This is a genomic window from Waltera acetigignens, assembly GCF_025567015.1.
Taxonomy (GTDB): domain Bacteria; phylum Bacillota; class Clostridia; order Lachnospirales; family Lachnospiraceae; genus Acetatifactor; species Acetatifactor acetigignens.
The window spans coordinates 250653-275695 of sequence record NZ_JAOQJO010000001.1 but is presented as its reverse complement, the minus strand read 5'-3'; the positions used below and the strand labels follow the sequence as shown (position 1 = coordinate 275695).

The window sequence follows — 25043 nt, the reverse complement described above, 5'->3', positions numbered from 1 at the left end:
CCATACAGGCAGCCTTTTATATAGATAAATTTTCATTCTTTTATGAAAAATAACTGTGCAAAAAGTGCACGATACATCATCTTATTTCTCTGAAAAATCTATAAACGGTAAATTATAGGCATTATACGGCGATGCTGCCGTAATCTGTGAAATAATGGGTCTCAAATATCCCAGCAACAATGACGGGGCATTTTGATTCAATAATTTTTCTATCATTCCCATATTCAGACTATCCGGCCATCTGAATTCCGCCATTTCTGTTGCACACACATAGAACGGATCTGATGCCCCCTTTTTCCCAATTTCCAAAGTAAGGCTGACTTTTGCGCTGTTATCAACCTTGCTTCTGTCAATCTGGATTCCCATGTTCACCGCCATCTTTACTTCTTTATCCCGTCCGTTTTCAAAATCTTCATTAATGCAAAATTCCATTTTTGTCAGCGAGGGATTACTAAACTGAAATGCACTTTCCATGTTTCCTCCTATGCTGCCACTAAGATCATTCCATCACTTGTTGTGTTTTCATATACCGATGTTTTCTGTGTATCCACCACCATTTGCGCCCGATTTTCATTACTACTGTTTGAGTAGAAAAATTCTTCTTTTTGAATATTGACCGTCCATGTAACCTCTATATTACCCAGACTGCATTGCGGCTTTTCTTCTAAAAAGCTTAAGTCCAGATCCTTAATTTCCGCATCATACCCATTATCTCTTTCCGTGAGTGTAATATTGTTATCAATCCGTTCCAGAACGCTCCTGTTATATAGTAATTCCTCTTCCGTTGGGCGATAAAGCATATACGCAAGTCGAATAGCATCGTTGCCATGGAGTACAATGTCTCCAACTCTTTCCTCATTCATATATTTTCCCTCCTATTCATATATACTGTCTATGTATTCCGTAAATTCATCTTTTTTCTGCATGCAATCTAAAAACATTGAAACAGTAACACCATCCTGCCCCGGTGTATTATATACCATTTTGCGAAAGCCGAGTTTTTCATACCACATAACCAGATTTTCTCTGGCATCTATCGTAATTACCCTGACCGGCCAGTTGGCAGCCAATAATTCCACATTTTTTATTATTGCCTGAATCGTAGCCGTACCAATCCTGTTATGTTGATATTTTTCGTCTATTGCTATATAACGAATATGAACAGCCGATACTTTCCGGTCCTTAATTTCCGGATCATAGTCTGCTATCTCCGGAGGAAAATCGTCTAATTCTATCTCCCGAAACATTATCATATAATATCCAAGAACAATCCCCCTGCCACTAATGCTATAACCATATGCCTGCTGTACTATGGTAGGATAATATGAATTTTTCACATATTCATCTATGGATGGAACACCACATGTAAAAGAAGTATTTTCCACTTCTCTCGTGACCTTCCGATATTGTAAGTTTCCCATTTTTGCCCCTTTTAATCGTGCCAGTACACAATCTGACTTTCACTAGTAAAAAATGCCCCAGGAATTTGTTCTACTCATCTTCTGAGAAACTTACATCCTAGAGCATTATTTGACATGACTTTTCTATATCTGTTATATTACATTTCTTTTTTACTACTGTCAACAAAATTTAACCCAGATTTTTCAGATACTCCATAAAGTTCTGCTTGTTCTCCAGTGCCGTGGTGGTGGGTCTTCCGAGATCTTCCCTTGCGCCGATGCCACATTTTACTTCGATAAAGGTCAGGGTCTCTCTCTCTTTTGCAGCGGTCAGTTCCCGGTCCAGTTCCTCATAGGTGGTAACGGATACTGCATGGGGATAGCCACAGGCTTTTGCAATGGAGACTAGATCGATATTTGCTGCCACGGTGGGCATGCCGCCTACGGTCTCATGGGCACCGTTATTGATGACGATGTGTACCATATTTTCAGGTGCCGTACTGCCCAGTACCGCCATGGAACCCATGTGCATCAGCACTGCGCCGTCACCGTCCACGCACCATACCTTCGTCCCGGGCTTCTGTACTGCCACCCCCAGGGCGATACTGCTGCTGTGTCCCATGGAACCTACGGTCAGGAAATCATACTTGTGGCTCTGTCCGTTATGTTCTCTGATCTCGAACAGTTCTCTGCTGGCTTTGCCCGTGGTGCTGACAATGGGATCCTCGCCGGAAGCCTGCACGATGTGGCGGATGATCTCTTCCCGGATCATGGGATTGTCGTTGCGGTACTCCACCTTTTCCTCATAACTGAGGGCACCCTTCCGGATCACGAACGCTACATCCTCACCACGATCCAGCTCCTTGCGGAACTCCTGCATGGCAGCACTTACTTCCTCTTCCGTTGTGTCTTTTCCGATGACAAAATAGCGGATTCCCATATCCTCCAGCAATTTCAGGGTCACTTCACCCTGGTAGATATGCTGGGGTTCGTCGTGGATCCCCGGCTCACCGCGCCAGCCGATGACGAAGATCATGGGGATGGCATAGACTTTATCGTTCAGCAGGGATGCCACGGGGTTGATGATATTGCCTTCTCCGCTGTTCTGCATGTATACTACCGGGACTTTGCCGGTAGCCAGATGATAGCCGGCGGCCAGTGCCGTGCAGTTTCCCTCGTTGGCCGCGATCACATGATGCTTCGGATCGATCCCATAGGTGTGCATCAGGTAATTGCAGAGGGCTTTCAGCTGGGAATCCGGTACCCCGGTATAAAAGTCCGCATTTAAAATTTTCGCAAAGTTTTCTGCTTTCATGTAAGTATTCCTTTCCTGCCCCTGTCAGTTAAATTTCGTCTATTAAAGTTATAATATCTTTGATCGGCATCAGTCTGCTGTCCACTTCCTGTGCCCTGTGATACCGCAGGATGTCCTCGGCGGTCTGCTGCATGGCGGGGAAGGCACTTCTGGTCAGCTGGTTCGCATAGATCACGATATTGACGCCGTGGGCGGCCAGTTCGTTTTCCGTAATGCTGTTAAAGGAAGACGGCACCACCACGATAGGTGTCTTCGAATCCTCTGCCCGGAATTTATCACAGAATTCCAGAATCTCATCCGGGGATTTCTTACGGCTGTGGATCATGATGCCATCCGCTCCCGCTGCTACGAAAGCTCTGGCACGGTTCAGTGCATCTTCCATGCCTCGCTCTAAGATCAGGCTTTCGATTCTGGCAATGATCATGAAATCATCTGTCAGCTGTGCCTTTTTGCCGGCTGCGATCTTGGCACTGAAGTTCTCGATGCTGTCCTGAGTCTGCACCACATCGTTTCCGAAGAGGGAATTTTTCTTAAGTCCGGTCTTGTCCTCAATAATGATGGCGGAAACACCCATTTTTTCCAGTGTTCTCACTGTGTATACGAAATGCTCCGTCAGTCCGCCGGTATCTCCGTCAAAAATAATGGGCTTCGTGGTCACTTCCGTCACGTCATCAATGGTACGGAAACGGGAAGTCATGTCCACCAGCTCGATATCCGGCTTGCCCTTCGCCGTGGAATCGCACAGAGAGCTGATCCACATGGCGTCGAACTGGTCCAGCTCACCATCATGCTCCACGATGGTCTTCTCTGCGATCAGTCCGGTCAGGCCGCTGTGAACCTCCAGTGCTTTGACAATGGGACGGATCTCAATGAGCTGGCGCAGGCGCTTTCTGCGGTATTCCGGCATGGCCAGCTTTTCCTTGATCCTCGTATCAATTCTTTTTACTTCTTCATTATATGTATAAGGGACATCTATGATCTCGCCGCCGTATGTCTTCAGCAGTCCTTCCACGTTGTCACGGATAGCCTTCAAAGCACCCTCCTGCCAGTTATCCCCATGGATCACGTAGTCAGGGCGCAATTCTTCAATGACCTTATCATACATTACATCATCCTGCACGACCACATTGCTGACTTCCGGGATATCTTTTACCAGCTGCATACGCTCCTCGAAGCTGATGGTGGGAAAACGGTTAAAACGGATCATTGCCGCATCACTTAAGACGCCGATGGTCAGCTCGCCGTATTTTCCGGCTTCTCTGATGATATTGCGGTGCCCCTCATGAATGACATCCGTACAGAAACAGGTATATACTCGCTTCATTTGATCCTATGCCTCCTTATATTTTGCCGGAATCTGAATTTTATTGACTTCCAGTGCTTCTCTGAACACTTTGAAAAAGGCTTCGATATCCGGTCTGTCAATCGCACCCAGTGCACACAGGCGGAAGGTATTGGTAGTAGAGATTTTGCCGGGGTAAATGGTAAATCCCCGCTCATAGCAATAATCATGTACTTTTTCAAAATTCCAGTTTGGATCATCGGGATACTTCACAGACACAACCAGTCCCGACTGCCATTCTCTGCGGATCACATCGTGGAATCCCAGTGCATCCAGTCCTTCATGAATGGCCTCAAAGACTCTCGTATGTCTCGCCCACTTGGCTTCCTCGCCCTCCGCCCAGTATTCCTTCAATGCCTGGATCGTGGCGTAAATGGTCTGTACCGGCGGGGTAAAATGCATTTCTCCGGTCCTCTGGAAGAAATCATACTGTTGATACAGGTTGCAGTAATAGGAACGTTTCGGATATTCCTTCGAAGCCTCCAGAATTGCCCGGCTGCCTACCACAAAGGATAGTCCCGTCATGGCCATGAGACCCTTCTGTGCGGATGCCATGCAGAAGTCGATGTTATCCTGCTCGATGTTAATGGGACGCATAGCGTAGGTGGATGTGGTATCCACGGTAAAGGTAGCATGATATTTATGAGCAAGGGCTCCGATCTCGCGGATGGGATTCAGGATTCCGGTACCGGTCTCATTATGAGTGGTATGTACCAGGGCAATGTCAGGGTTCTCCCTCAGGGTCTGCTCCACTTTTTCTAAGTCGGGCAGTTCATCCACCGGGAATTTCAGATCAATATAGGGAAGTCCGTAATACTGGCATACTTCCACAGCTCTGGTGCTGTAGGCTCCGTTATCCACCACCAGTACTTTTCCGCCCTCCGGCAGCAGAGAACTGATGCAGGCATCAATATTGATGGTGCCGGATCCACAGAACAGGACACTGGTATACTTTTCCAAATCCCCATGCACGATTTTCACCAGGTCTTCTCTGAGTCCCTTCATCAGTCCGCCGAATTCTTTTTCTCTGGGACAGATGTCCGGCACGACCTGTGCATATTTTACGGTATCTGTGGTGGTAGACGGTCCGGGATTCAATAAAATATTTCTTTTGACGGGTTTTTGTATCAACTGCTCCATTATGGGATTCCTCCTTTTTTTGTTCGCGTTCTTTTTCCAATCGTTCATTTATGTATGATATTTTTTAATTCTTTGAACGGTTTTCATAGGTTTTCGGCTAAAATAAGTACACAAAATGTCTGCGTTCCATTCGCAGACACTTTGTGTTAAATATGAACATATAATAATACCATTCGCACAAAATAGCAATACTTATTTTTCTTTAAACATCATACGTCTTGTCGATGGCTTTCAGCTCCCGGAAAGTATCGATCTCGATAATGTCATTTTCCCGGCATTCACGTACTTCTACCTTATAATGCTTCTGGCAGAATACCAGGGGTACCTGTTCCCAGTAACGCTCCTTGCCGCCGGGCTGTTCGTAGGTCATCTTGATATCATCTGACAGCTTATGTCCGTCTTCTTCGTTCCAGTAAGAGATGCCCACCATCTGCCAGCAATCCAGGCCGCCGACTTTCTCTTCTACAATGACTCCGTCTTTTACCGTGAAGCACCAGTCATCGGTTCTGTCCTTTTTTATTGCCAGAAAATCGGAGGTATAATGATATTTTTTAATGATCTGCGGATTGGAGATCAGCAGATCCGCCTCAAATACATAGGCATTGGAAAGCATATATCTTGCCACCATGGCGGAGGAAATATTGTTAGCTTCATTGTAAACCGGATTTTCCAGGAATCTGATCATGGGATATTTGTACAGCAGCTGATCAAACTGCTCTGCCAGATACCCCCGGACAATATAGATTTCATTAATCCCGACATCCAGACAGGCATCGATCAGTCCGTCAATAATACGCTGTCCATGCACACGCACCAGTGGTTTCGGGGTGTTAAAGGTAATGGGCACCAGCCGGCTGCCGAATCCAGCTGCAATAAAGATGGCGCGCTTTGCACGGTAAGGCTCCAGTGCGGAGATTCCGGCACCTGTGATCTCTCCCTCTGTCACATACTGTAATTCGGTCAGTTCCTGCATGACACGGTTGACCGTTCCCAGAGAGTGTCCGCTCTTTTCTCCCAGCTGTCTCTGGGATAAAGTACCTTTTTCCTCTGCCAGTATCGATAAAATATCAAATTGTTTTCTTGTCAGTGTCTGATTCATCTTCTGCTTCCTTTCTTTTTTCCATTCTCCATGACCATCGTCCTGTTTCTATCGAAATTATCGAATTTCCGTTAAGTCATATGGTGTTGTCTGGTATACATAATAATTGAGCCAGTTGCTGTAAAGGTTGTTACAATGAGATCTCCACTGTAACAGAGGTCTCTGCTCCGGGTCATCGTCCGGGTAATAATTATAGGGGATCTGAATGGGCAGTCCTTTGTCCAGATCTCTATGATATTCGTTGTTCAGTGTATAACGGTCATATTCCGGATGGCCCGCTACAAAAATCTTTTTGCCCTCTTCCGCCATTGCCAGGAATACGCCGGCCTTCTCCGATTCTGCCAGGATCGTCAGATCCTTACAGGCATGAATGGCCTCCGATGGTGTCTCGGTATGACGGCTGTGCGGAGCCATGAAAATATCATCAAATCCCCGGACCAACGGAACTTTCCGGTTGGATACCTTATGCGCATAGACACCGAACAGCTTCTGGGACAATTGTCTCTTGTTGATTCCGTAATAATGATAAAATCCGGCCTGTGCCGCCCAGCAGATATGTAAGGTGGAGGTCACATGGGTCTCCGCCCAGTCCAGGATCTGGCAGGTCTCCTCCCAGTAATCCACTTCCTCGAAGGTAATATCCTCCACCGGTGCTCCGGTAACGATCAGTCCATCGAATCTACGATCCCTGATCTCATCAAAGGTAGTGTAAAACTTGTTCAGATGGCTGGCCGGAGTATTCAGTGACACATGGGTCTTGGTGTTCATGAAAGTGACATCCACCTGCAGCGGTGTATTGGACAACGCCCGCAGCAGCTGCAGCTCCGTATCCTGCTTTACCGGCATATTGTTCAGGATCAGTACCTGCAGGGGACGCATGTCCTGATGTACCGCACGAAATTCGTCCATGACGAATATATTTTCATTTTCCAGTATCTCTTTGGCAGGCAGATCATTTTGTGTTTTGATAGGCATTTTATTTTCCTCCGGGTCTTTCTTGCTTATTCCTCGTAAGGAATATTATAGGTTCTCAGAAATTCCTCTTCTGTCAGAATGGGAACCTGTAATTCTTTTGCTTTTTTATTTTTCGATGATGTAGAGGTAATATCATTGTTGATCAGGCAGGTGGTCTTGCCGGTGACACTTCCGGTCACCTTGCCGCCTTTTTCCTCAATGACCTCTTTCAGATCATTCCGGCTGGCATAATGGTTCAGGCTTCCCGTCACCACGAAGGACATTCCTGCCAGTGTCTGTGCACTCTCATCGATCTGTGGTGTCTCTATCGTCAGGATTTCCTTCAGATGAGCTATTTTCTCCAGATTTTCCGCATCCCGCATATAATCCGTAAATGTAGATGCCAGCACCTCTCCCACACCGGGAATGGCACTCAGTGTTTCTTCGTCCGCTGCCTGCATTCGTTCCAGATCGTAATCAAAATACCGGCACAGCACCTTGGCATTGGCCACGCCGATTCCTGCGATCCCCAGTCCATAGATCAACCGGGGCAGCGTGGTATGTCTTGCAGTCTCGATACTGTCCATCATATTCTGATAGGATTTTTCTCCGAATCCTTCCATTCCGGTAATGACCTCCTTGTAACGGTCCAGCCGGAACAGATCCGCATATTCATGGATAAAGCCCTGATCGATCAGCTTCTCCAATGTCGCCTCGGAGAGTCCGTCAATATTCAGCGCATCTCTGCTGACGAACAGAGTGTAGGATTTGATCTCCTTGGCCGGGCATTTCTCATTGGTGCAGTACAGAGACTGCACCTCATTCATCTGTCGGATCTCCGTGGGCTGTCCGCACACCGGACACACCTTTGGAATCTCCACATTATCACTGCCTGTCAGATTCTCAGCGATCTGGGGAATGATCATGTTGGCCTTATAAACCGTGATATGGTCTCCGATTCCCAGTCTGAGGGATCTCATGATACTGATATTATGCACGGAAGCGCGGCTCACCGTTGTGCCTTCCAGTTCCACCGGCTCAAAAATAGCTACCGGATTGATCAGACCGGTACGGCTGGCGCTCCACTCGACCTCTTTTAATGTAGTCTCCCGCAGTTCATCCGCCCATTTGAAAGCAATGGAATCTCTGGGGAACTTCGCGGTTCTGCCCAAGGACTGTCCGTAGCTGATACTTTCATAAGTAAGTACCAGACCGTCGGAAGGAATATCGTAGTGCTCAATCTTGTGTTCAAAATCTTCAATGGCAGATAAAATGTTCTCTTCCGTTACTGCCACATGTTCCACCACTGCAAAGCCCTGCTCCTGCAAAAAAGCAAACTGGGCTTCCTTGGAATCATGAAAATCCACACCATCCGCCTTTACCAGCGTAAAAGCAAAAAAGCGGACATTCCGTCTGGCCGTGATCTCATTGTTGAGCTGCCTCACAGAGCCGCTGCACAGATTTCGGGGATTCTTGTATTTTGCCTCTGCATCTGCGATCTCCCCGTTGATCTTCTCAAAATCACTGTAGGTGATCACCGCTTCTCCCCGCAGGATCAGTTCTCCGGTATAGGAAATATTCAGCGGAAGATTCTTAAAAGTACGGGCGTTATTTGTAATGACCTCACCGATCTCGCCGTTGCCACGGGTAACCGCTTTTGCAAGTTTTCCTTCACGATACGTCAATACAATGGTCAGCCCGTCCAGTTTCCAGCTAAGAATTGCAGGATTGCCTTGCAGCCAGTCCCGCAGTTCTTCCCGGCTTTTCGTCTTGCCAAGAGACAGCATAGGACTCTCATGGCGTTCCTTGGGAAGCTCATCCACCGCTTCGTAGCCTACGTTTACCGTAGGACTGTTGGCCAGGGTAACGCCTGTCTCTTTTTCCAGTTCCACCAGTTCATCATAGAGCTTGTCGTATTCGTAATTGCTCATGATCTCCTGATCCTTGGCGTAATAGCTTTCGGAAGCTGCATTCAGTTGTTCTACCAGATCTTTGATCCGGTCTATTTTGGAAGACTGCATCTTGTATTCCTGCCTTTATATATTTAATTGCGATTTAACATTCCGGTGTCTCTTTGAAGCTGTTCCAGCTCTTCTCCGGTGACCTCGCGCCACTTTCCCGGCTTCAGATCCCCCAGCAGAATGTTCATGATCCGGATTCTTTTCAGCGCTTTTACCCGGTATCCACAGGCTTCACACATCCGCCGGATCTGTCTGTTGACTCCTTGAGTCAAAACGATACGTAAGGTAAATTTTCCGATCTGTTCAATCTCACATTCTCTGGTAGTGATGTCCAGATCTTTCAGATAAATACCTTTCGCCATTTTTTCCAAAAAATCGGGTGTTATTTCCCTATCTGTCTTTACGATATATTCTTTTTCATGACGGTTGGCGCCCCGCATCATGGCATTGATCAGATCTCCATCATTGGTGAGCAGGATCAGGCCTTCGGAATCTTTGTCCAGACGTCCCGCATAGGTCAGCCGTTCCGGATAGCGGATCATATCCATGATCTTTTTCTCTGCATGAGGATCTCTCTCCGTGCAGGTCACTCCCACCGGCTTGTAAAATGCCAGTACCTTCTGTGTCTGTTTTCCCTGCAGAATCTTCTTACCCACCTGCACGGTGTCCGTTTCTTCCACCTGCTGTCCCATTCCGGCCACCTGACCGTTGACCAGTACTTTTCCCTGTTCGATCAGCTTATCCGCATCTCTTCGGGAACATACACCGCACTGTGCCAGATATTTATTCAGACGCATTCTATTCCTCATTCCTTTCCGAAGCCCTTAACTTCCGGGCTACAGACACACGGCCGCAAGTATATGTTTTCACGCTTCCACACCGTCTGCCGCTTCGAAGTCACTGAGACTTTTGACTTTGGGAATACCGTTTCCGTTTGCCACACCCAGCTTTGCGGTCTCATCTGCCAGCTCGTTGTATTTTACCTTCGAATGAGCCGGTACTTTGGTAAAGCGGATCTGAATCTTCTGTCCCCAGCCCAGCATGGTCTGTGCATATTTTTTCGTCAGATCATTCTTACTTTTCCAGGCACCGGTGACCCATTTCTCGATTCCTTCATAGTCGTAGCGGATCTCGATGACTGTAAAGCCGCTGTTTAAGGCAAACCGTACCGCATACATGGCTCCCAGCATCTCTCCGGAGACATTCCGCTGTTTCAGAGAGTCCGGATTGTCACCATTACCGTATTCTGTATAGATGCGTCCGTCGGGAAGAATAAAAATACAGCCGAAACCGTATTTTTTCAGTGCATCCTGATAGCTTCCGTCCACATAGGCCAGCAAGGTACCCTCTTCCGGACGATCATTCACATCCGCATCCTCCGGATATCTTCCCAATCCATTCCACTCTGCCATAATTCATCTGTCTCCTTATCGAATAAAGTTGGTCTTCTGCGCCGGTTCTCTCTCCGGGAAATCCACGCCCGCAGCTTTTCCTGCGGCAATGCATTTGAGCAGCCATGCCATATTGTTACCCAGGGTACGCATGGTCTGCATGCCTTCCAGATCCTGTTTTACCTCTTCGGGAGTATTGCCGTGTACCTGATTCCAATACTGGCTGGATACCACCGGCATACAGTTGATGGTAAAATATTTGTTCAACTGGTCAAAGGCTGCGGAAGCCCCACCGCGTCTGCAGCTGACGATGCAGGCACCGGGCTTGCCCTGGAACAGGGCGCTCTTGCCGTAAAATGCTCTGTCCAGGAAGGAAGTGATCATACCGGAAGCAGATGCATAATGCACCGGAGATCCGAAGACAAATCCGTCTGCAGTCTTCGCTTTTTCCACAAATTCATTCACGCCATCCTCCCGGAAACACTTTCCGTTCTTCAGACAGGCATTGCAGCCGATACATCCGGCGATGGGCTGTGTACCCACCTGGATGATCTCCGTCTCAATACCGTTTTTCTCCAGTGCTCCCGCTACTTCCTCCAGAGCTGTGTAGGTACAGCCCTTCGCATGTCCGCTTCCGTTTACCAGTAATACTTTCATTGCTTTTACCTCTTTTTCTCTTATTGTTTCTCTTCTCTGTTATTGCCACCCGAAATGTGGTATGCTATCTGATAGATTTTGATATCTTTATCAGCATTTTAACAAACCGGAAAGGATCCCTTATGAATCATCGCACCCGTTCTTATCTGCTTTTTGTATTGCTTATCGGCTGTATCTGTTATCTGGTGTCCCATTTCGTGGTACAGCTGTATTTTGTAAACGGTTCTTCCATGGAGCCGACCTACACCTCCGGGCAGCCGGTCCTCCTTCAGAAATTCGGTCTGCCAGACTGTCTGGACTATAACGACGTCGTTGTCATCCGCCACGAGACGCTGGGACGCGATATCGTCAAACGGATCGTGGCCCTGCCGGGAGATACGGTACAGATCACAGAGGGAATCCTCTATGTCAATGGGGTTCCCCAACCGACCCCCGATGGCTTTTCTCCCATGGAGGATGCCGGCAATGCCGCCGCTCCCCTGACGCTTGCACCCGGAGAATATTTTGTTCTGGGTGACAACCGCAACCACAGCATTGACAGCCGCTTTGCGGAAGTCGGGATCATCCCCGCCGCTTATATCGCAGGAAAAGTTATTACCGGTCGAACACCCTTCCGGTAGGCACCATAGTTGTCAGATCCTGTGCATGGCCTTTCTGGAGATATTCTACCATGTGTTTCTCGCTGCCGGGAGCATATTCCAGAAAACGTCTCTGTCTGGTATCTCCCTCTTTCCAGTCAAACACCGCGTCGCTCTGCGCGCCATCCAGCAGTCGGACATACGCCTCCTGCAGGTCTTCGTAGCTGATGGGTGCTTCTGAAATCTGCATGGTATCGTGCTGTTCATTTCTTCCTTTGATCAGAAGCAGCGCTGCCTGCCGCAGAAAGTCCTCTTCCTTTTCTCCCATGCCGTTGTATCCGTGATCCGCCATTACGATCAGAGCGGTGTTGTCATAGGCACCACTGTCTTTCAATGCCTGAATATAATTTGCTGCCAATGTAATGGAAGCTTCCATGCTCTGACGGTAAGATCCATGTTCCACACCGATAACATTGGCGTCCTTGTCATAGATAAAAGGTGCATGGGCCCCGTTCAGATGGATGAACTTGAAACGGTTTCCCGTCTCATCCATCACCACACCCTGGGCTGCCAGATCCTCCTTGAAAGCCGTATTATCCGCAGTAAACGCCTTGGAATCCGAACCTTCCGGATGAGATTCCCGTAATTCATTAAAATAGACTTCTTTGATCACGCAGTATCTTTTCAGATCATACGGTGCATACCGGAATCCAATGAGCTTCAGCTCCTGCTTTGCCAGTTCCAGATAAGAAACGGGGGTGACCTTAGTAAAATAGACATTGTCAAAATTGTCCACGATGGAAGCATCCTGTGCACGGATATCATCCTCATAGAGATCGATCTGATAATTTCTGCTCTTCAGTTCCTTCCACAACGGTGCCTCTCTGTAGACTCTGTCCAGATAGTCCTGAAAAGATCCATCATTCTCATACCATTCACCGGATAAAATAAAAGGAATAGCATTCAATGTGCTGGTGTAAGCTCCCGTGGTATTCTCAAAATAAGTAAAATCTCCAAAGATCTCCCGGTACTCCGGATGTTCCTCTAATAGTGAGGTAAACTCTCTGGAATCTGCCGTATCCAGCACAAGGATCACAAAATTGTTGTCCGCAGACATCTCGAATTCTTCTTCCACGCTGACATGCAGATGCAGTTTGGAATGCAGCGCCCCGCTGGTAATCACGGTGCTGCATGCGGTAACCAGAAGCATCAGGGTCATGCATCCGCTGATGAACATTACCACATGGACAAATTTCTGCTTTCGCAGCACGATCATTGCCGCAATTACAACGATCAGCACTACTACCCAAAGAAGCAATGTATCTTTCCGGAGAATATCGTATTTGCCCCACCAGATTGAAGTTCCGTCCAATGGCGGCAGTCTGTCGATCATAAAATTCCCCTGGATATAGGTGCAGATAAAAAGTGTCAGCCCTCCGGCCAGTGTGATCCGGTACACATATGGATGAATCAGCATGGCAATCAGATACAACACCGCCAGTACGGCGAAACAGGCTGCAAACATCCCCAGTGCAGTGATCAATAACGTGGAAAAATCAAACCAGAATTCCGCTGTATTCGCACAGTACAGATCGATCGGAGCATACAGAAACAGCAGGAAACTGATGGCCGCTGACACCTGCAGACCCGGTATCCAATTTTTAAGATTCCTTTTTTTCACCTGTTAAACTCCCTTCCGGTCAGTTCCATTCCGTCCAGATCCTGTGCATGTCCTTTTTGGATATATTCCACCAGATGGTCGGTCTCGGAGAAAGAATAGCGCAGATAGCGCCGCTCTCTTGTATCTCCTTCTTTCCAGTCAAATATCGCATCACTCTGTTTCCCATCCATCAGGCGCATATAGGCATCCCAGAGATCCACGTAACTGACCGGAGCCTCGGAAATCTGCATGGTATCATGCTGCTCTCTCATTCCCTTGACCAGAAACATCGGCGCAGGTCTCATCCAGACATCCCTGTCTGTTTCATCCCCCTGTCCGTTATAGCCATGGTCAGCCATCACAATGATTGCCGTATTATCATAAGTTCCGCTTTCCTTAATGGCATCAATATATTTTGCAGTAAGTGCAATGGACGCTTCCATATTCTGGCGGTAATCCCCTCCCGGGACATATTCCATATCTCCACCATAGATAAAAGGTGCATGGGCTCCTTCCAGATGAATGAATTTAAAGTTCTTCTGCTCCTGATCCATGACAACACCGTTCTCTAACAGTGCTTCTTTGAAGGCCATATTGTCCTCTGTAAAGATTCCAGCCGTTGTGCCATCCGGCTCTGAAACCTGTAACGCATCGAAATAAATCTCTCTGGTCTCGCAGTAGCGCTTCAGATCATACGGTGCATAACGGAAGCCGACTAACTTCAATTCTTCCTTTGCAAGTTCCAGATAAGAGTTTGGTCTGACTGTTGTGTGATAAACATTGCCGAAATTGTCTGCCACACTGTCATCCTGAGCACGAATATCATCCTCATAGAGGTCGATCTGATATCCTCTGCTCCACAGTTCCTCCCACAAGGGGGAATTCAGATATACATCATTCAGATAATCTGCAAGCGGTTCCTGATTCTCGAACCATTCTCCGGATAAAATATAGGCCACCGCATTCATGGTACAGGAATAATTCCCCATCATATTTTCATAATAAGTAAAATCTGCAAAAATATCACGGTACTCCGGATGATCCTCCAACAGGGAAGTAAACTCTCTGGAATCTGCCGTATCCAGCACAAAGATCACAAAATTCTCGTCACTGGACATATTAAACTCGTTTTCCTCGCTGATGTACAGATGCACTTTGGGAATCAGTGCCCCATTCGTCAATGCAGTACTGCAGGCTGTGACCAGAAGCATCAGAGTCATACATCCGCTGATAAACATGGCAACATTTTCAAATCGTTCTTTTCTAAGAAAAATCGCAGCCAAAACAACCACCGCCAGAACAATTCCCCATAATATCAGGGTGTCTTTCCGAAGGATGTCGTATTTCTCCCACCAGATGGACGTGCCATCCAGCGGAGGCAGCTTGTCGATCATAAAATTCCCCTGGATATAGGTACAGATAAAAAGTGTCAGCCCTCCAGCCAGTGCGATCCGGTACACATACGGATGAATCAGCATGGCAATCAGATATAACACCATCAGTACAGCAAAACAGGCAGCGAACATCCCCAGTGCAGTGATCAATAACGTGGAAAAATCAAACCAGAATTCCGAAACATTCGCGCAATACAGATCGACAGGTGCATATAAAAACAACAAAAAGCTGATAGCCAGGGATATGAAAATCCCCGGCATCAGCTGTCTGCCTGTTATCTTTTTTCTCACAGTATTTTTACTCACACTTATTCTCCCTGTCACATTGTTGCATTTCTTTCTAACGATTATACTCTCTTCCGGTAGGAATCATGGTATCCATATCAGAAGCATACCCCGTCTGTATATACTCCTGCATATGATCGTCATCCAGGAAAGAATACCGTAAGAACCGGCGTTCTCTTGCATCGCCTTCCTTCCAGTCAAAGACCTCATCACTCCGCCTGCCGTCCAGCAGACGCACATATGCCTCCTGGAGATCCTCAAAGCTTATGGGTGCCTGTGAGATCTGCATGGTATCATGATGCTCATTTCTTCCCTTGATCAGAAGTAATGCACACTGACGCATCCAGGTAGCCTCTCCACTTTGTCCCAGGCTTCCGTTATAGCCATGATCCGACATCACAATGAGGACTGTATTGTCGTAGGCTTCACTGTTGCGCAGATGTTCGACATAATCCATTGCACCGACCATCGTGGCCTGTGCGCTCTGTTCATAGGTGCCGTCCAGTTCATTGATGATATTCATGTCCTTATCATAGATATAAGGAACATGTGCTCCGTTCAGATGAATAAATTTGAATTTTTTGGAGGAATCTTCCACGGTAATTCCCTGCAGATCCAGCTGACTCTTAAATACATGATCCGATTCACTGCAGCTGGTTTCCTCAGGTGTATTCTCTACCTGGAGCAGTTCTGCGAATGCAGCCTTTTTAAATGTACACATTTTCTTCAGTTCAAAAGGCGCATACCGGAAACCGATCAGCTTCAACAGTGGTTTCGCAAATTTCGTATAAGAACTCAGTTCGAAATCCACTACGTGAATGTTGCTGAACATATGCATCAGTTCGGTATCCATATACAATTCAGAATCACAGAGTTCCATATTGTAGCCACGTTCCTGCAATGTCTGAAACAGTGGGGACTCCTGGTACACCCTCTTGCCGTAATCATCAAAGGGTTCATCATTTTCATACCAGTCTCCGGACAGAATATAGGGAACGGATCTCTCTGTGCAGGAGTATGCTCCTACCGTATTTTCAAAATAGGTGAAATCACGAAATACCTCACTGTATTCCGGATGCTCGTCCAACAGCTCCGTGATCGTTCTGGAATCCACCGTATCCAGCAGAAGGATCACGAAATTCTGGTCTTCGGACATCACAAACTGTTCGTCCGCACCATATTGATAATGTACTTTTTCCTGCAGTGCCCCACTGGTAAACACAACACTGACTGCTGTGATCAGCAGCATCAATGTCAGTCCACCGCTTAAATACATTACCGTTTTGGACAAAAGATCTCTTTTCAGGAAAATATACATGAGCACTACAACAACAAAGCCGATGCCCCAGAGAATAAAATCCTCTGTCCTCAGAAATGTTGTATATTCTTCCCATCGAATCGTCGTTCCATCCAGGGGCGGCAGATTCCTGATCAGAAAATTTCCCTGAATATAGGTACAGATCAGCCCTAAGAATCCACCTGCCAGTCCGATACGGTACAGCACCGGATGGATCAGCCACAAGACAATATAGATCAGAAGCAGCACAACGGTGCTGATCAAAAACAGGCCCAGTGATGCCCTGATCAGAATTCCGAAATCAAACCAGAACTCGGATATATTACTGCAATACAAATCTACCGGTGCATATAAAAACACCAGGAAACTGATGGCAGCCGCCACCACGATTCCCGGCAGCAGTTGCTTTTTATCCCGCTTTTTCATGTCAGATTACTTCTCCTGCTTGTCCTCTGCCTGATCCAGCATAATGTCATCGGATTCTACTTCTTTGTTTCTGTTCTCATCGATTCCCAGACTCTTGTCGATCTTCTTCTTGGCCTTTCTCCAGTAGATACCGGCTGCAGCGCCTACGGCGATGACTACACCGGCTACTGCCTGAATAGCATAGTTCATAACAGAAGGGTCAATATATGCATCTGCAGTTCCGGAAAACAGTACTGCGAATGCTGCTGCAAAAAATGTTACCTGTGCGATCTTGCTTAATTTTTTCATGTTTTTACCTCTTTCTTTTACTCTTTTTGTATTTCAGATTTTTATTGTTCTTTTGCTTTTTTGATCTGTTCCTGGACTGCCTGTACAATGTACTTTGCACCTACTTCGGCACTGTTGCCCAGATTGTATACATATTCTTCCACGAACTTTTCAATTCTGTCATGGTAAGCATCCTTCTGCTCCAGCAGATTTCTGACCTTGCTTTCGGTCTCCTCTGTCTTTGCAGGATCCAGACGGTCTCCGATGACATCCCTCATCCAGATATTGATAGGTACGGTGTCGATCTTCTGGTATTCCGGATTCATGACCTTCATGGGAGTATCCACGAACAGAACCGGCTTCTTGGTCGTAAAGGCATATTCATAAGCGATACCGGACCAGTCAGTCACCAGCAGATCCGCCTCGAATACCGTGCTGTTGGATGAGAAGTCTGTCTGAATGTCAATATCCGGGTTCTTGGCATAACGCTCTTTCAGGCGATCCATCTTATCCTGCTGCAGACGCACCTGTTGAGGATGAGGGCGTACTACCACTTCATAGCCCTTACCTGCCAGATCATCCAGCATGCCTTCCAGACAGCTGTCCACGATATTGTCCTTCTGCCAGGAAGGAGCGATCAGAATATGCTTTTTCTCATGAGGCGTCTTATCCGCTTTCCTGTAATCTTCGATCATACGATCCAGCAGGCAGTAGCCCCAGTCGATCAGCTTCTTGGGAGGCAGACCGTAAGCTTCCTCTGTCTTGCGGATTTCCTCAGTATGATGCTTACCGACGCAGTATACGGTATCGTAGTGATCCATGGAACCGGTACGCATGGTCATATTCAGACTGTCCATACAGTGAGGAATATAGATATATTCAATATCCTTCCTTATATAGCTGCGCTTAATATGGAAGTTCTCAATATCCGGCATAGTCATGACCACTACGTCTGCATCCATCTTCATCATCAGTGTGATCAGACGTTTTTCTCCGATATAATATGCCCGGATCTTGTCTTCTTTTTCCGCCAGTGCAAAGATCTGATCTTCCGGATCACTGGTGATATAGTGGATAGTCAGATTGGTATGTGCCAGGAGCCATTCGATAATGCCCTGATAATATTTATAGAAGCCACTGCTCTCGGAATAAAATACCAGATGCTTGTTCACTACAGAGAAGAAACGTTTGAAATCTTTCTTCTCTCTCTTGGCATAGGGATTTTTCTCGAAGAGTTTCTTCTTGCCACCAATGGACTGCAATTCCTCCAGTTCCTGTTTGCTGGCCTCCAGTTCCTCATAATCCACATAATCCTTGGGATTGATGGCCCAGTTCAGCAGATACTGCTGTAAAATTGCGAACAGGTTGCTGGCGATCCAGTACAAAGCCACACCTGCCGGAACAAACCAGCCCAGATACAGGGACAGGCCTACCGAAAATGCCATCATACCGTATTTGTTCAGCTTGGACTGCTCTGCCTGAATGACATTGGCTGCATTCTGTGCCACACACAACAGCCATGCGGAAATACCGGCTGCAATGGGGACGATGATATCAATGCCCCCCACTTCGGAAGGTACCCAGCTTAAATTCATGCCGCAGAAGTTCAGGGAAATTCCCTGCACCTGCTGTAATACAGACGCAATGTCCACACCTGCCAGTCCTGACTGCAATGCTGCGAACTGTTCTGCATAATTACCACTCTTGATCATCTCCACTACTGCCAGCTGAATAGAGGAGCTCTCCGGATTTGCTCCGGCCAGGCTGACAGCCAGGCCATTGAATGCCGTGATCACATCCTGTGGCAGATGAAGCAGATAATCCAGCGGGTGATAGATAACCTCTACCAGTCCCATCAGCAGAATGATCTGAACTGCCAGCGGGATCAGGGATGCCAGCGGATTGTACTTCTCTCTCTTGAATATCTTGGACTGTTCGTCCGCGATCCGGTCTGCATCCCCGAAATGTTTTGCCTTGATCCGGTTGATCTCAGGCTGCATCTTTACCATTTTAATGGAATTCTTCTGTACCCAGACGGATACCGGCAACAATACGATCTTGCTGATCAATGTGAACAGAATGATTGCCAATCCATAATTATGCACCAGATAATAGCAAAAGTACATTACATATCCCAGCGCTTCTGATAGTATTCGCATTTTAATTAACCATGCCTTTCTCAAAATCTGCAAAGTTTGGGCCGCAGGCACAAATTTGCGTGTGAAATTTATTTTCACACTGTTCTCCTTTTAGTCAATAGTACTAATTATAACATAATCGTATGTTTTTTCAACATGGAAAGCAATTTTCCGTTCAAAAAGCAGGCAGAAACCTCTGTTATTATAACAGCAAATTTCTGCCTGTTTCCCTATTTTTCTGTATTCTTTGTTCTATTTCCGTTTTATTGCGTATTGTCCGTTTTTTCTTCCTCTGGCTTTTTATAGAATGCAAAATCATTCTTGCCGTTCTTCTTCACCTGATACATGGCATCATCCGCACACACGATCAGCTGTTCCAGATTATCCGTATCCTTAGGATAACTTGCAATACCAATGCTGCCGCCAATCTTCCGCTTCGTACCGCAGAGCACCACATCCTTTGTGAATACCTGTCTGCACTGGTACGCTGTCTTCTCCACCAGCATATTCTGGCTGCTGCGCAGGATCAGAATAAATTCATCTCCGGCGAAACGGTATGATGTCAGTATCTGGGACTGCATCTCTTTCAGGCGGTTTGCCACCTGCTGCAGTGCTTCGTCTCCTGCCGTATGTCCGTAAGTGTCGTTGATCTTCTTGAAATTATCAATATCCAGCATCATGACGGTACAGGGAACCTTCGCATCGATCATCTGCTCCAGATCCTTCATGAATTTGCTGCGGTTCGGAAGTCCCGTCAGGAAGTCATGCTGTGATGCCGCCTCCATAATTGCACGTGCCTGCTCCAGTTCCTGCAGCAGTTTTCGTCTGCGGTAATTATCGAAGCACACCCAGCAGATAATAACATTGAGTGCAGCGATAAGTATAAGTGCCGGTATCAAAGCCTCACGGTTCCTGGCAAAAAAGCTCTCCCGATGATTTACAAATTCGGTATCTTTGGGAAACTGTGATGCCTCCAGCCCGAACTTCCGCATGACGTCTTCATCTACACAATAAATGTTGGGACTGTCCTTTACCACATTGATCTCTGCACTGTCGGTACCATTCGCGATATCCATGGCCATCTGTGCTGCGATCTCTCCGGACTTATACATGGATACCACATTACCGCCCAGCAGTCCGTCACCGATCCCGGCCTCCACCATGCGGTAAACCGGTACTTTGGAATAATTCACGACCATACGGACCGCCTGGTCACTGGTATATTGTTTGCCACTGCCGTCCTTTGACATAACGATATAGATCAGTATCGTCTTATCATCCACCTTGCTGATAGCCTGCTGCAGCTGCGCAGTTGTCAGTTCGGAAGAATTGATCTCAGAAAATTCCAGCTCCGGATATTCTGCCTCAGCACTGTAAAAATTCTTCCGTTCTGCATCTGCGGTCACTGAATCATCCAGTATCGCCACTACTTTATCGGCTGTCGGATTCACCTTCAGTGCCATGTCTATGTTCTTCTCTACGGACAGTTTTTCAATAATTCCCGTCACAAGAGGATTCTCTGCCGCTTTCATGGCATATTCTTCATCGTTCACACCTTCGAAGACAACCGGTATCTCCGGGAACAGTTCTTCCCGGTATTCCATGGCAAACTGCAGCGCCGCATCATCTCCAACGATCACCACATCATAGGGATCCGTATTCTCCAGATGGTATTTCAGCATATCATGAAACATATTCAGCCACTCATCTGTCCGAAAACGCTTCGTGTCCATAAATTCATAGTCGATAGTGGTATTCTCGTCCACCCCCGCCTTGATTCCTTCAATCTGTGTCTGGACTGTGTCCCATCCATAAGAATACGAACTGATAAACAGTACCCGCTTTCCCTGATTCAGATTCTGTGCTTCTGCCTTCATTGACGCCGTCCCAATAGTCCCAATGCCTATGAGAACAGCCAATGCAAACAGCCATGCTTTCCACTTTCTCATATTCTGTTTCCCCCTAATTCCAACATTATGCTACCGGGGTCAAAAGTCTGAACTCAATACCACGATATAAGGAATTACATCACTGGTACTATTGTACCACATTGTCTGCTGAAAGCAAAGGGCTTAATTTAATCTTACGATAATACCTTCTTCTTTTTTCTCTTTCATTTTTCCGATAACGGTAGGAATTGCTCCGAGCGCCACAAACAGATACTGTAGAACCAGATTGCCTATGTAGCTTCCCATATCAATAATTTCTGCGGAAAGTGCCGCAGGGATCAGTCGATAACACTCGAACAGACTATAACCTGCTTCCGCACCGCCGCCCTGATTGAACAGAATGATCGCCCAGTCCACACGATCTGCGAAATACGTCATAAGGATCATGATCACAGCGCTGATGACCACAGCCTTTTTGGTCAGTTTTCCGCCCAGCATCTCATATCCCTTCAGAACGCACACCGCCATGATCACACCGGATAATGCTGCTACATATCCCAACTGGCTTAAGATCAGAACACTGAGCATTCCCAACAGGGATCCTAACAGGGCACCTACAATACCGCCTACGATGTTTTCTTTCTTCTGCGCCTTCTGCTGTGTCTTCATTGCGATGTCACTGCGCATCTTCGTCTCGCAGTCCGGACATAAATGATAGTATTCACCGCCCATTCTGAACGCTCCGGTCTCTACATTCTGACCGCACAGATCACAGCAGGGGCTGTAACTGTTTGTACGCAGGAATGTCGTTGTAGCTGCAAGTGCTTCGTTCAATGTATCCTTACATTTTTCCGCATTGGACTGTGCCTTCAGTGATACTCTGATATCCAGATTCTTCTGACCAAAACTCGCGATCTTCTTGCTGCTTTTCTGAAACCCTTTCACTGCCTGCTTGTCAAATGTCGACCCGTCAGCGCTTTTTGCCGCCGTATGCAGCACCATCATATATGGATATCTTGCATCGGGTGCATAGACGATAAAGTCAAACCCATCCCGTTCCCCATGAAACAGGCCACCCACTTCATCATAACGCAATCCGGTTCCCATGGCAATCTGCTGATAATTTTCAATCTTCTTTTTCTGATTCATTTTTCTCCCATCCTTTGTAATAAAAAATTAGTAATCGCTCTAAAGCGTTACGAAAATCACACTTTTCCATTTTACACTTTATCGTGTTAACATGCAACCCTATTAGGGGGTTTTTAGCCGATTAACCTATTTGCTATGAAAAAACTGTAGGCACATCTGTGTAACCTACAGTTTTTGAACTTCCTTATAAATAGAACAAGGTAATCGAAATCACGCAAATACGGATTTGCATTCCATCAGCATTTGATTTCAAGGTAACCTAACAGCTTGCTCATATCATACTCTTCCATTACGCCCAGATTGGAATCGTAGAACTTGCCATCGTAATGTACCAGATAGTGGCAGAAGCGTCCCATCTTCTCCATCATGATGCAGCACTTCGGCAGCACAGCGGGTTTGCCCTTGGTATAAACGATGATATCGGAATGATCAATGCCGTAATAGTTCAGCGCAGAGATCACACGGCCCATGGTAGCCTGCCACTCTCTGCAGTCCATCACGCTGATCACCTCTGCGATAGTAACACCGGCTAACATTGCGACACAAGCCTGACCGCACAGACCGTCTTCGGGCTGGATGATCACGTTCATGCTGTCGATCTTGCGGATTGGATTCTCAAAGCTGTAAGGGCTGTTCTGATCCATACGGATCAGGGAACCGTTAATATGTAACAGGATCTTGTGAGGCACACCCAGCTCTACTTTTACAGCAGCTTCATCGGTGATCACAATCTCGTAATTGCCCTTCTCCTTGGGATGAAGCTCGCACTGAATGATATTGTTATCCAGAACGATATCTCCCTTGATGACTTCTCTCTGATGGCATACTTCCCATACATTAAAAGGAATCTGAATGGTGTATCCTACATCCTTTTTCTCTACTTTAGATTCAAAAAAATATCTCATATTTCATTCCTCCGTTGCTTTTGCTGTTCCCGAATATTCTCTTAAGAAAAAGATTAACGAAAGCGGTTACATTTCACATTTATCCTGATTCTAACAAAAATTTACATCCTTGCAAAGAGCTTGCTGAAAAGTACTTAAAAAAAAACATCCTGTCAAAAAAATGTCAAAAGCGCCTGCTTTCAGGCAGACGCTTTACCTGTCATTTATTCTCTTATCATAACCCTAAAATTGCAGATGCCACACGGAAATATACCAGTAATGACATTGCATCGACGATGGTCGTTATGAACGGACTCGCCATGACCGCAGGGTCGAATCCCAGCCGTTTCGCCAGGATCGGCAGAAGACATCCGATAATCATAGCGATCACTACTGCCGCCACCAGAGTCAGGCACACGGATGCTGCCACCAGCACCCCTACTTTATCCAATAACAGTAATTTTACAAAGTTCGCTGCGGAAAGTGTAATACCGCAGATCAGTGCCACGCGGATCTCCTTGAATACGACCTTCGGCACATCCCGGTATTCGATCTCATTCAGGGACAGTCCACGGATGACCGTAACGCTCGCCTGGCTTCCGGCATTTCCGCCGGTATCCATCAGCATGGGAATATATGCCACCAGTACCGCACACACGCTCAGCGCATCTTCAAAAGAAGAAATGATAGCTCCGGTAAATGTAGCTGACACCATCAGAAGAAGCAGCCAGGGAATACGCTTTTTGAAGGTCTCAAATACCCCGGTCTTCATATAAGGCTTATCACTGGGCACGATAGCCGCCATTTTTTCCATATCCTCCGTGGTCTCTTCTTCGATGATATCCACGATATCGTCCACGGTGATAATACCTACCAGCCGGTTCTCATTGTCCACTACCGGCATGGCTGTAAAGTCGTATTTTTTGAACTGTCTGGCAACTTCCTCCTGGTCCATCAGGGTATTGATGGAGATGACATTTTCATGCATGATGTCACCGATGATCTCGTCACCGTCCATGAGCAGCAGATAACGCAGGGCCACGGTTCCCACCAGTCTTCTCTGCGCATCCAGCACATAGCAGATATTGATGGTCTCACTGTCGAGGCCTACCTTACGGATCCGCTCGATGGCCTGATTCACCGTCAGATTCTCCTTCAGGTCTACATACTCGACCGTCATGATGCTTCCGGCGGAATCTTCCGGGTACCGCAGCAGATGATTAATGTCTCTGCGTACCTCAGGGCTTGCGTTGGTCAGAAGTTTTTTGACAATGTTGGCAGGCATCTCTTCCAGCAGGTCAGCCGCATCGTCTGCCATCAGGTTGTTGATGATGTTCGTTGCTTCCTTATCTGACAGGGAGGTGATGATCTTCTGCTGATTGTCCATATCTAAATAGGAAAAAACGTCTGCCGCCAGGTCCTTGGGAAGAATGCGGAAGACTTTGAGCATATCCTCTTCTTCCAGTTCTTCCAGAAGTCCTGCAATATCGGCATCGTTGAGTTCAGCCAGATACTGGCGCAGTTTGGTATACTGCTTGGTGTTAAGAAGCTCTAAGACTTCTTCCAGTTCTTTGATCTGTTCCATGATGATCCTCCTTATGATGTTTTCTATGGGTGTAACTTATGCAGTAACTTCGCCCCGGAAGTGGGTTGTCAGAACTCTTCTGTGTACACTTCATAAAAACCACCACCTTTCTGTAGGATCCATCCAGAACCCCATTCGCAAAATCGCCTCTACGAGGCTTTCCTTTTGCTCTTGACATATATTCTTACGAATGTAAACATTCGACGAATATCCGTCAATATTTAATGGTTCT

22 protein-coding genes are annotated in these 25043 nt (G+C 46.8%); 1 reads left to right on the top strand and 21 read right to left on the bottom strand.

The features are described from left to right. Window positions 1-81 precede the first annotated feature (81 nt). The 12 genes from OCV96_RS01320 to OCV96_RS01265 form a co-directional block, all read right to left on the bottom strand. Window positions 82-474: a protein-export chaperone SecB gene (locus OCV96_RS01320; protein WP_022313350.1), complete on the bottom strand. Its 393-nt coding sequence runs from the start codon at window positions 472-474 to the stop codon at window positions 82-84. A gap of 8 nt (window positions 475-482) precedes the next feature. Beyond that, window positions 483-863, bottom strand: a complete 381-nt coding sequence (locus OCV96_RS01315) for a hypothetical protein (RefSeq protein WP_022313349.1) — start codon at window positions 861-863, stop codon at window positions 483-485. A gap of 12 nt (window positions 864-875) precedes the next feature. Next, complete coding sequence (locus OCV96_RS01310; RefSeq protein WP_227733050.1) at window positions 876-1421, bottom strand: GNAT family N-acetyltransferase; 546 nt, start codon at window positions 1419-1421, stop codon at window positions 876-878. A gap of 169 nt (window positions 1422-1590) precedes the next feature. Then, window positions 1591-2715, bottom strand: a complete 1125-nt coding sequence (gene aepY, locus OCV96_RS01305; RefSeq protein ID WP_262593288.1) for a phosphonopyruvate decarboxylase — start codon at window positions 2713-2715, stop codon at window positions 1591-1593. Window positions 2716-2743: 28 nt separating this feature from the next. Further along, entirely contained in the window at window positions 2744-4039 is a 1296-nt protein-coding gene (gene aepX, locus OCV96_RS01300) for a phosphoenolpyruvate mutase (RefSeq protein WP_022313346.1), read from the bottom strand. Between the two features lie 6 nt (window positions 4040-4045). After that, window positions 4046-5197 carry a 2-aminoethylphosphonate aminotransferase gene (locus OCV96_RS01295; RefSeq protein WP_262593287.1) on the bottom strand — a complete coding sequence of 384 codons (1152 nt, stop codon included), beginning with the start codon at window positions 5195-5197 and terminating at the stop codon, window positions 4046-4048. A gap of 202 nt (window positions 5198-5399) precedes the next feature. Next, window positions 5400-6296 carry a sugar phosphate nucleotidyltransferase gene (locus OCV96_RS01290; RefSeq protein WP_262593286.1) on the bottom strand — a complete coding sequence of 299 codons (897 nt, stop codon included), beginning with the start codon at window positions 6294-6296 and terminating at the stop codon, window positions 5400-5402. 57 nt (window positions 6297-6353) lie between these two features. Beyond that, window positions 6354-7271, bottom strand: coding sequence for a homoserine O-acetyltransferase MetA (metA, locus tag OCV96_RS01285; protein ID WP_262593285.1), 918 nt, complete (start codon window positions 7269-7271; stop codon window positions 6354-6356). A gap of 26 nt (window positions 7272-7297) precedes the next feature. Continuing rightward, the gene (gene ligA / locus OCV96_RS01280; protein ID WP_022313342.1) at window positions 7298-9271 is read right to left on the bottom strand and encodes an NAD-dependent DNA ligase LigA; all 1974 of its coding nucleotides are present in this window, start codon (window positions 9269-9271) and stop codon (window positions 7298-7300) included. A gap of 23 nt (window positions 9272-9294) precedes the next feature. After that, window positions 9295-10008, bottom strand: a complete 714-nt coding sequence (locus OCV96_RS01275) for a pseudouridine synthase (RefSeq protein ID WP_262593284.1) — start codon at window positions 10006-10008, stop codon at window positions 9295-9297. A 69-nt stretch (window positions 10009-10077) separates the two neighbouring features. Continuing rightward, window positions 10078-10623: an RNase H family protein gene (locus tag OCV96_RS01270; RefSeq protein ID WP_022313340.1), complete on the bottom strand. Its 546-nt coding sequence runs from the start codon at window positions 10621-10623 to the stop codon at window positions 10078-10080. Between the two features lie 15 nt (window positions 10624-10638). Continuing rightward, entirely contained in the window at window positions 10639-11259 is a 621-nt protein-coding gene (locus OCV96_RS01265) for a flavodoxin family protein (RefSeq protein WP_022313339.1), read from the bottom strand. 122 nt (window positions 11260-11381) lie between these two features. Between OCV96_RS01265 and lepB the strand changes: the two genes are divergently transcribed. Next, on the top strand, window positions 11382-11879 hold the full coding sequence (gene lepB / locus OCV96_RS01260) for a signal peptidase I (protein WP_262593283.1): 498 nt from the start codon (window positions 11382-11384) through the stop codon (window positions 11877-11879). Here lepB and OCV96_RS01255 read toward each other — a convergent pair. The 9 genes from OCV96_RS01255 to mgtE all read right to left on the bottom strand — a co-directional run bounded on the left by OCV96_RS01255 (window position 11854) and on the right by mgtE (window position 24811). Then, window positions 11854-13518: a sulfatase-like hydrolase/transferase gene (locus OCV96_RS01255; RefSeq protein ID WP_262593282.1), complete on the bottom strand. Its 1665-nt coding sequence runs from the start codon at window positions 13516-13518 to the stop codon at window positions 11854-11856. The two genes, lepB and OCV96_RS01255, sit on opposite strands and share 26 nt — an antisense overlap. Next, a complete protein-coding gene (locus tag OCV96_RS01250; RefSeq protein ID WP_262593281.1) occupies window positions 13515-15197 on the bottom strand; it encodes an alkaline phosphatase family protein in 1683 nt (560 codons plus the stop codon). Before OCV96_RS01250 ends, OCV96_RS01255 begins: the two co-directional genes overlap by 4 nt. A 34-nt stretch (window positions 15198-15231) precedes the next feature. After that, window positions 15232-16899 carry an LTA synthase family protein gene (locus OCV96_RS01245; RefSeq protein WP_262593280.1) on the bottom strand — a complete coding sequence of 556 codons (1668 nt, stop codon included), beginning with the start codon at window positions 16897-16899 and terminating at the stop codon, window positions 15232-15234. 6 nt (window positions 16900-16905) lie between these two features. Continuing rightward, window positions 16906-17187 (bottom strand): hypothetical protein, encoded by a 282-nt coding sequence (locus OCV96_RS01240; RefSeq protein WP_022313335.1) that lies wholly within the window; start codon window positions 17185-17187, stop codon window positions 16906-16908. A gap of 41 nt (window positions 17188-17228) precedes the next feature. Continuing rightward, on the bottom strand, window positions 17229-19325 hold the full coding sequence (gene yidC / locus OCV96_RS01235; RefSeq protein ID WP_227063295.1) for a membrane protein insertase YidC: 2097 nt from the start codon (window positions 19323-19325) through the stop codon (window positions 17229-17231). A 242-nt stretch (window positions 19326-19567) separates the two neighbouring features. After that, the gene (locus OCV96_RS01230) at window positions 19568-20986 is read right to left on the bottom strand and encodes an ABC transporter substrate binding protein (RefSeq protein WP_417171425.1); all 1419 of its coding nucleotides are present in this window, start codon (window positions 20984-20986) and stop codon (window positions 19568-19570) included. Between the two features lie 390 nt (window positions 20987-21376). Beyond that, complete coding sequence (locus tag OCV96_RS01225) at window positions 21377-22342, bottom strand: hypothetical protein (RefSeq protein WP_227063291.1); 966 nt, start codon at window positions 22340-22342, stop codon at window positions 21377-21379. Between the two features lie 236 nt (window positions 22343-22578). Next, a complete protein-coding gene (locus tag OCV96_RS01220; RefSeq protein WP_262593278.1) occupies window positions 22579-23247 on the bottom strand; it encodes a hypothetical protein in 669 nt (222 codons plus the stop codon). 214 nt (window positions 23248-23461) lie between these two features. After that, complete coding sequence (gene mgtE, locus OCV96_RS01215) at window positions 23462-24811, bottom strand: magnesium transporter (protein ID WP_022313311.1); 1350 nt, start codon at window positions 24809-24811, stop codon at window positions 23462-23464. Between the last annotated feature and the right edge of the window lie 232 nt (window positions 24812-25043).

Excerpts from the sequence above, each read along its gene's own strand:
- OCV96_RS01310 (WP_227733050.1), bottom strand. The coding sequence starts at position 1,421 with ATGGGAAACTTACAATATCGGAAGGTCACGAGAGAAGTGGAAAATACT.
- OCV96_RS01265 (WP_022313339.1), bottom strand. The coding sequence starts at position 11,259 with ATGAAAGTATTACTGGTAAACGGAAGCGGACATGCGAAGGGCTGTACC.
- ligA (WP_022313342.1), bottom strand. The coding sequence starts at position 9,271 with ATGCAGTCTTCCAAAATAGACCGGATCAAAGATCTGGTAGAACAACTG.
- OCV96_RS01220 (WP_262593278.1), bottom strand. The coding sequence starts at position 23,247 with ATGAGATATTTTTTTGAATCTAAAGTAGAGAAAAAGGATGTAGGATAC.
- OCV96_RS01290 (WP_262593286.1), bottom strand. The coding sequence starts at position 6,296 with ATGAATCAGACACTGACAAGAAAACAATTTGATATTTTATCGATACTG.
- OCV96_RS01320 (WP_022313350.1), bottom strand. The coding sequence starts at position 474 with ATGGAAAGTGCATTTCAGTTTAGTAATCCCTCGCTGACAAAAATGGAA.
- OCV96_RS01315 (WP_022313349.1), bottom strand. The coding sequence starts at position 863 with ATGAATGAGGAAAGAGTTGGAGACATTGTACTCCATGGCAACGATGCT.
- OCV96_RS01230 (WP_417171425.1), bottom strand. The coding sequence starts at position 20,986 with ATGCTGAAATACCATCTGGAGAATACGGATCCCTATGATGTGGTGATC.
- OCV96_RS01225 (WP_227063291.1), bottom strand. The coding sequence starts at position 22,342 with ATGAATCAGAAAAAGAAGATTGAAAATTATCAGCAGATTGCCATGGGA.
- OCV96_RS01240 (WP_022313335.1), bottom strand. The coding sequence starts at position 17,187 with ATGAAAAAATTAAGCAAGATCGCACAGGTAACATTTTTTGCAGCAGCA.
- aepY (WP_262593288.1), bottom strand. The coding sequence starts at position 2,715 with ATGAAAGCAGAAAACTTTGCGAAAATTTTAAATGCGGACTTTTATACC.
- OCV96_RS01275 (WP_262593284.1), bottom strand. The coding sequence starts at position 10,008 with ATGCGTCTGAATAAATATCTGGCACAGTGCGGTGTATGTTCCCGAAGA.
- metA (WP_262593285.1), bottom strand. The coding sequence starts at position 7,271 with ATGCCTATCAAAACACAAAATGATCTGCCTGCCAAAGAGATACTGGAA.
- lepB (WP_262593283.1), top strand. The coding sequence starts at position 11,382 with ATGAATCATCGCACCCGTTCTTATCTGCTTTTTGTATTGCTTATCGGC.
- OCV96_RS01295 (WP_262593287.1), bottom strand. The coding sequence starts at position 5,197 with ATGGAGCAGTTGATACAAAAACCCGTCAAAAGAAATATTTTATTGAAT.
- OCV96_RS01270 (WP_022313340.1), bottom strand. The coding sequence starts at position 10,623 with ATGGCAGAGTGGAATGGATTGGGAAGATATCCGGAGGATGCGGATGTG.
- aepX (WP_022313346.1), bottom strand. The coding sequence starts at position 4,039 with ATGAAGCGAGTATATACCTGTTTCTGTACGGATGTCATTCATGAGGGG.
- OCV96_RS01245 (WP_262593280.1), bottom strand. The coding sequence starts at position 16,899 with ATGAAAAAGCGGGATAAAAAGCAACTGCTGCCGGGAATCGTGGTGGCG.
- mgtE (WP_022313311.1), bottom strand. The coding sequence starts at position 24,811 with ATGGAACAGATCAAAGAACTGGAAGAAGTCTTAGAGCTTCTTAACACC.
- yidC (WP_227063295.1), bottom strand. The coding sequence starts at position 19,325 with ATGCGAATACTATCAGAAGCGCTGGGATATGTAATGTACTTTTGCTAT.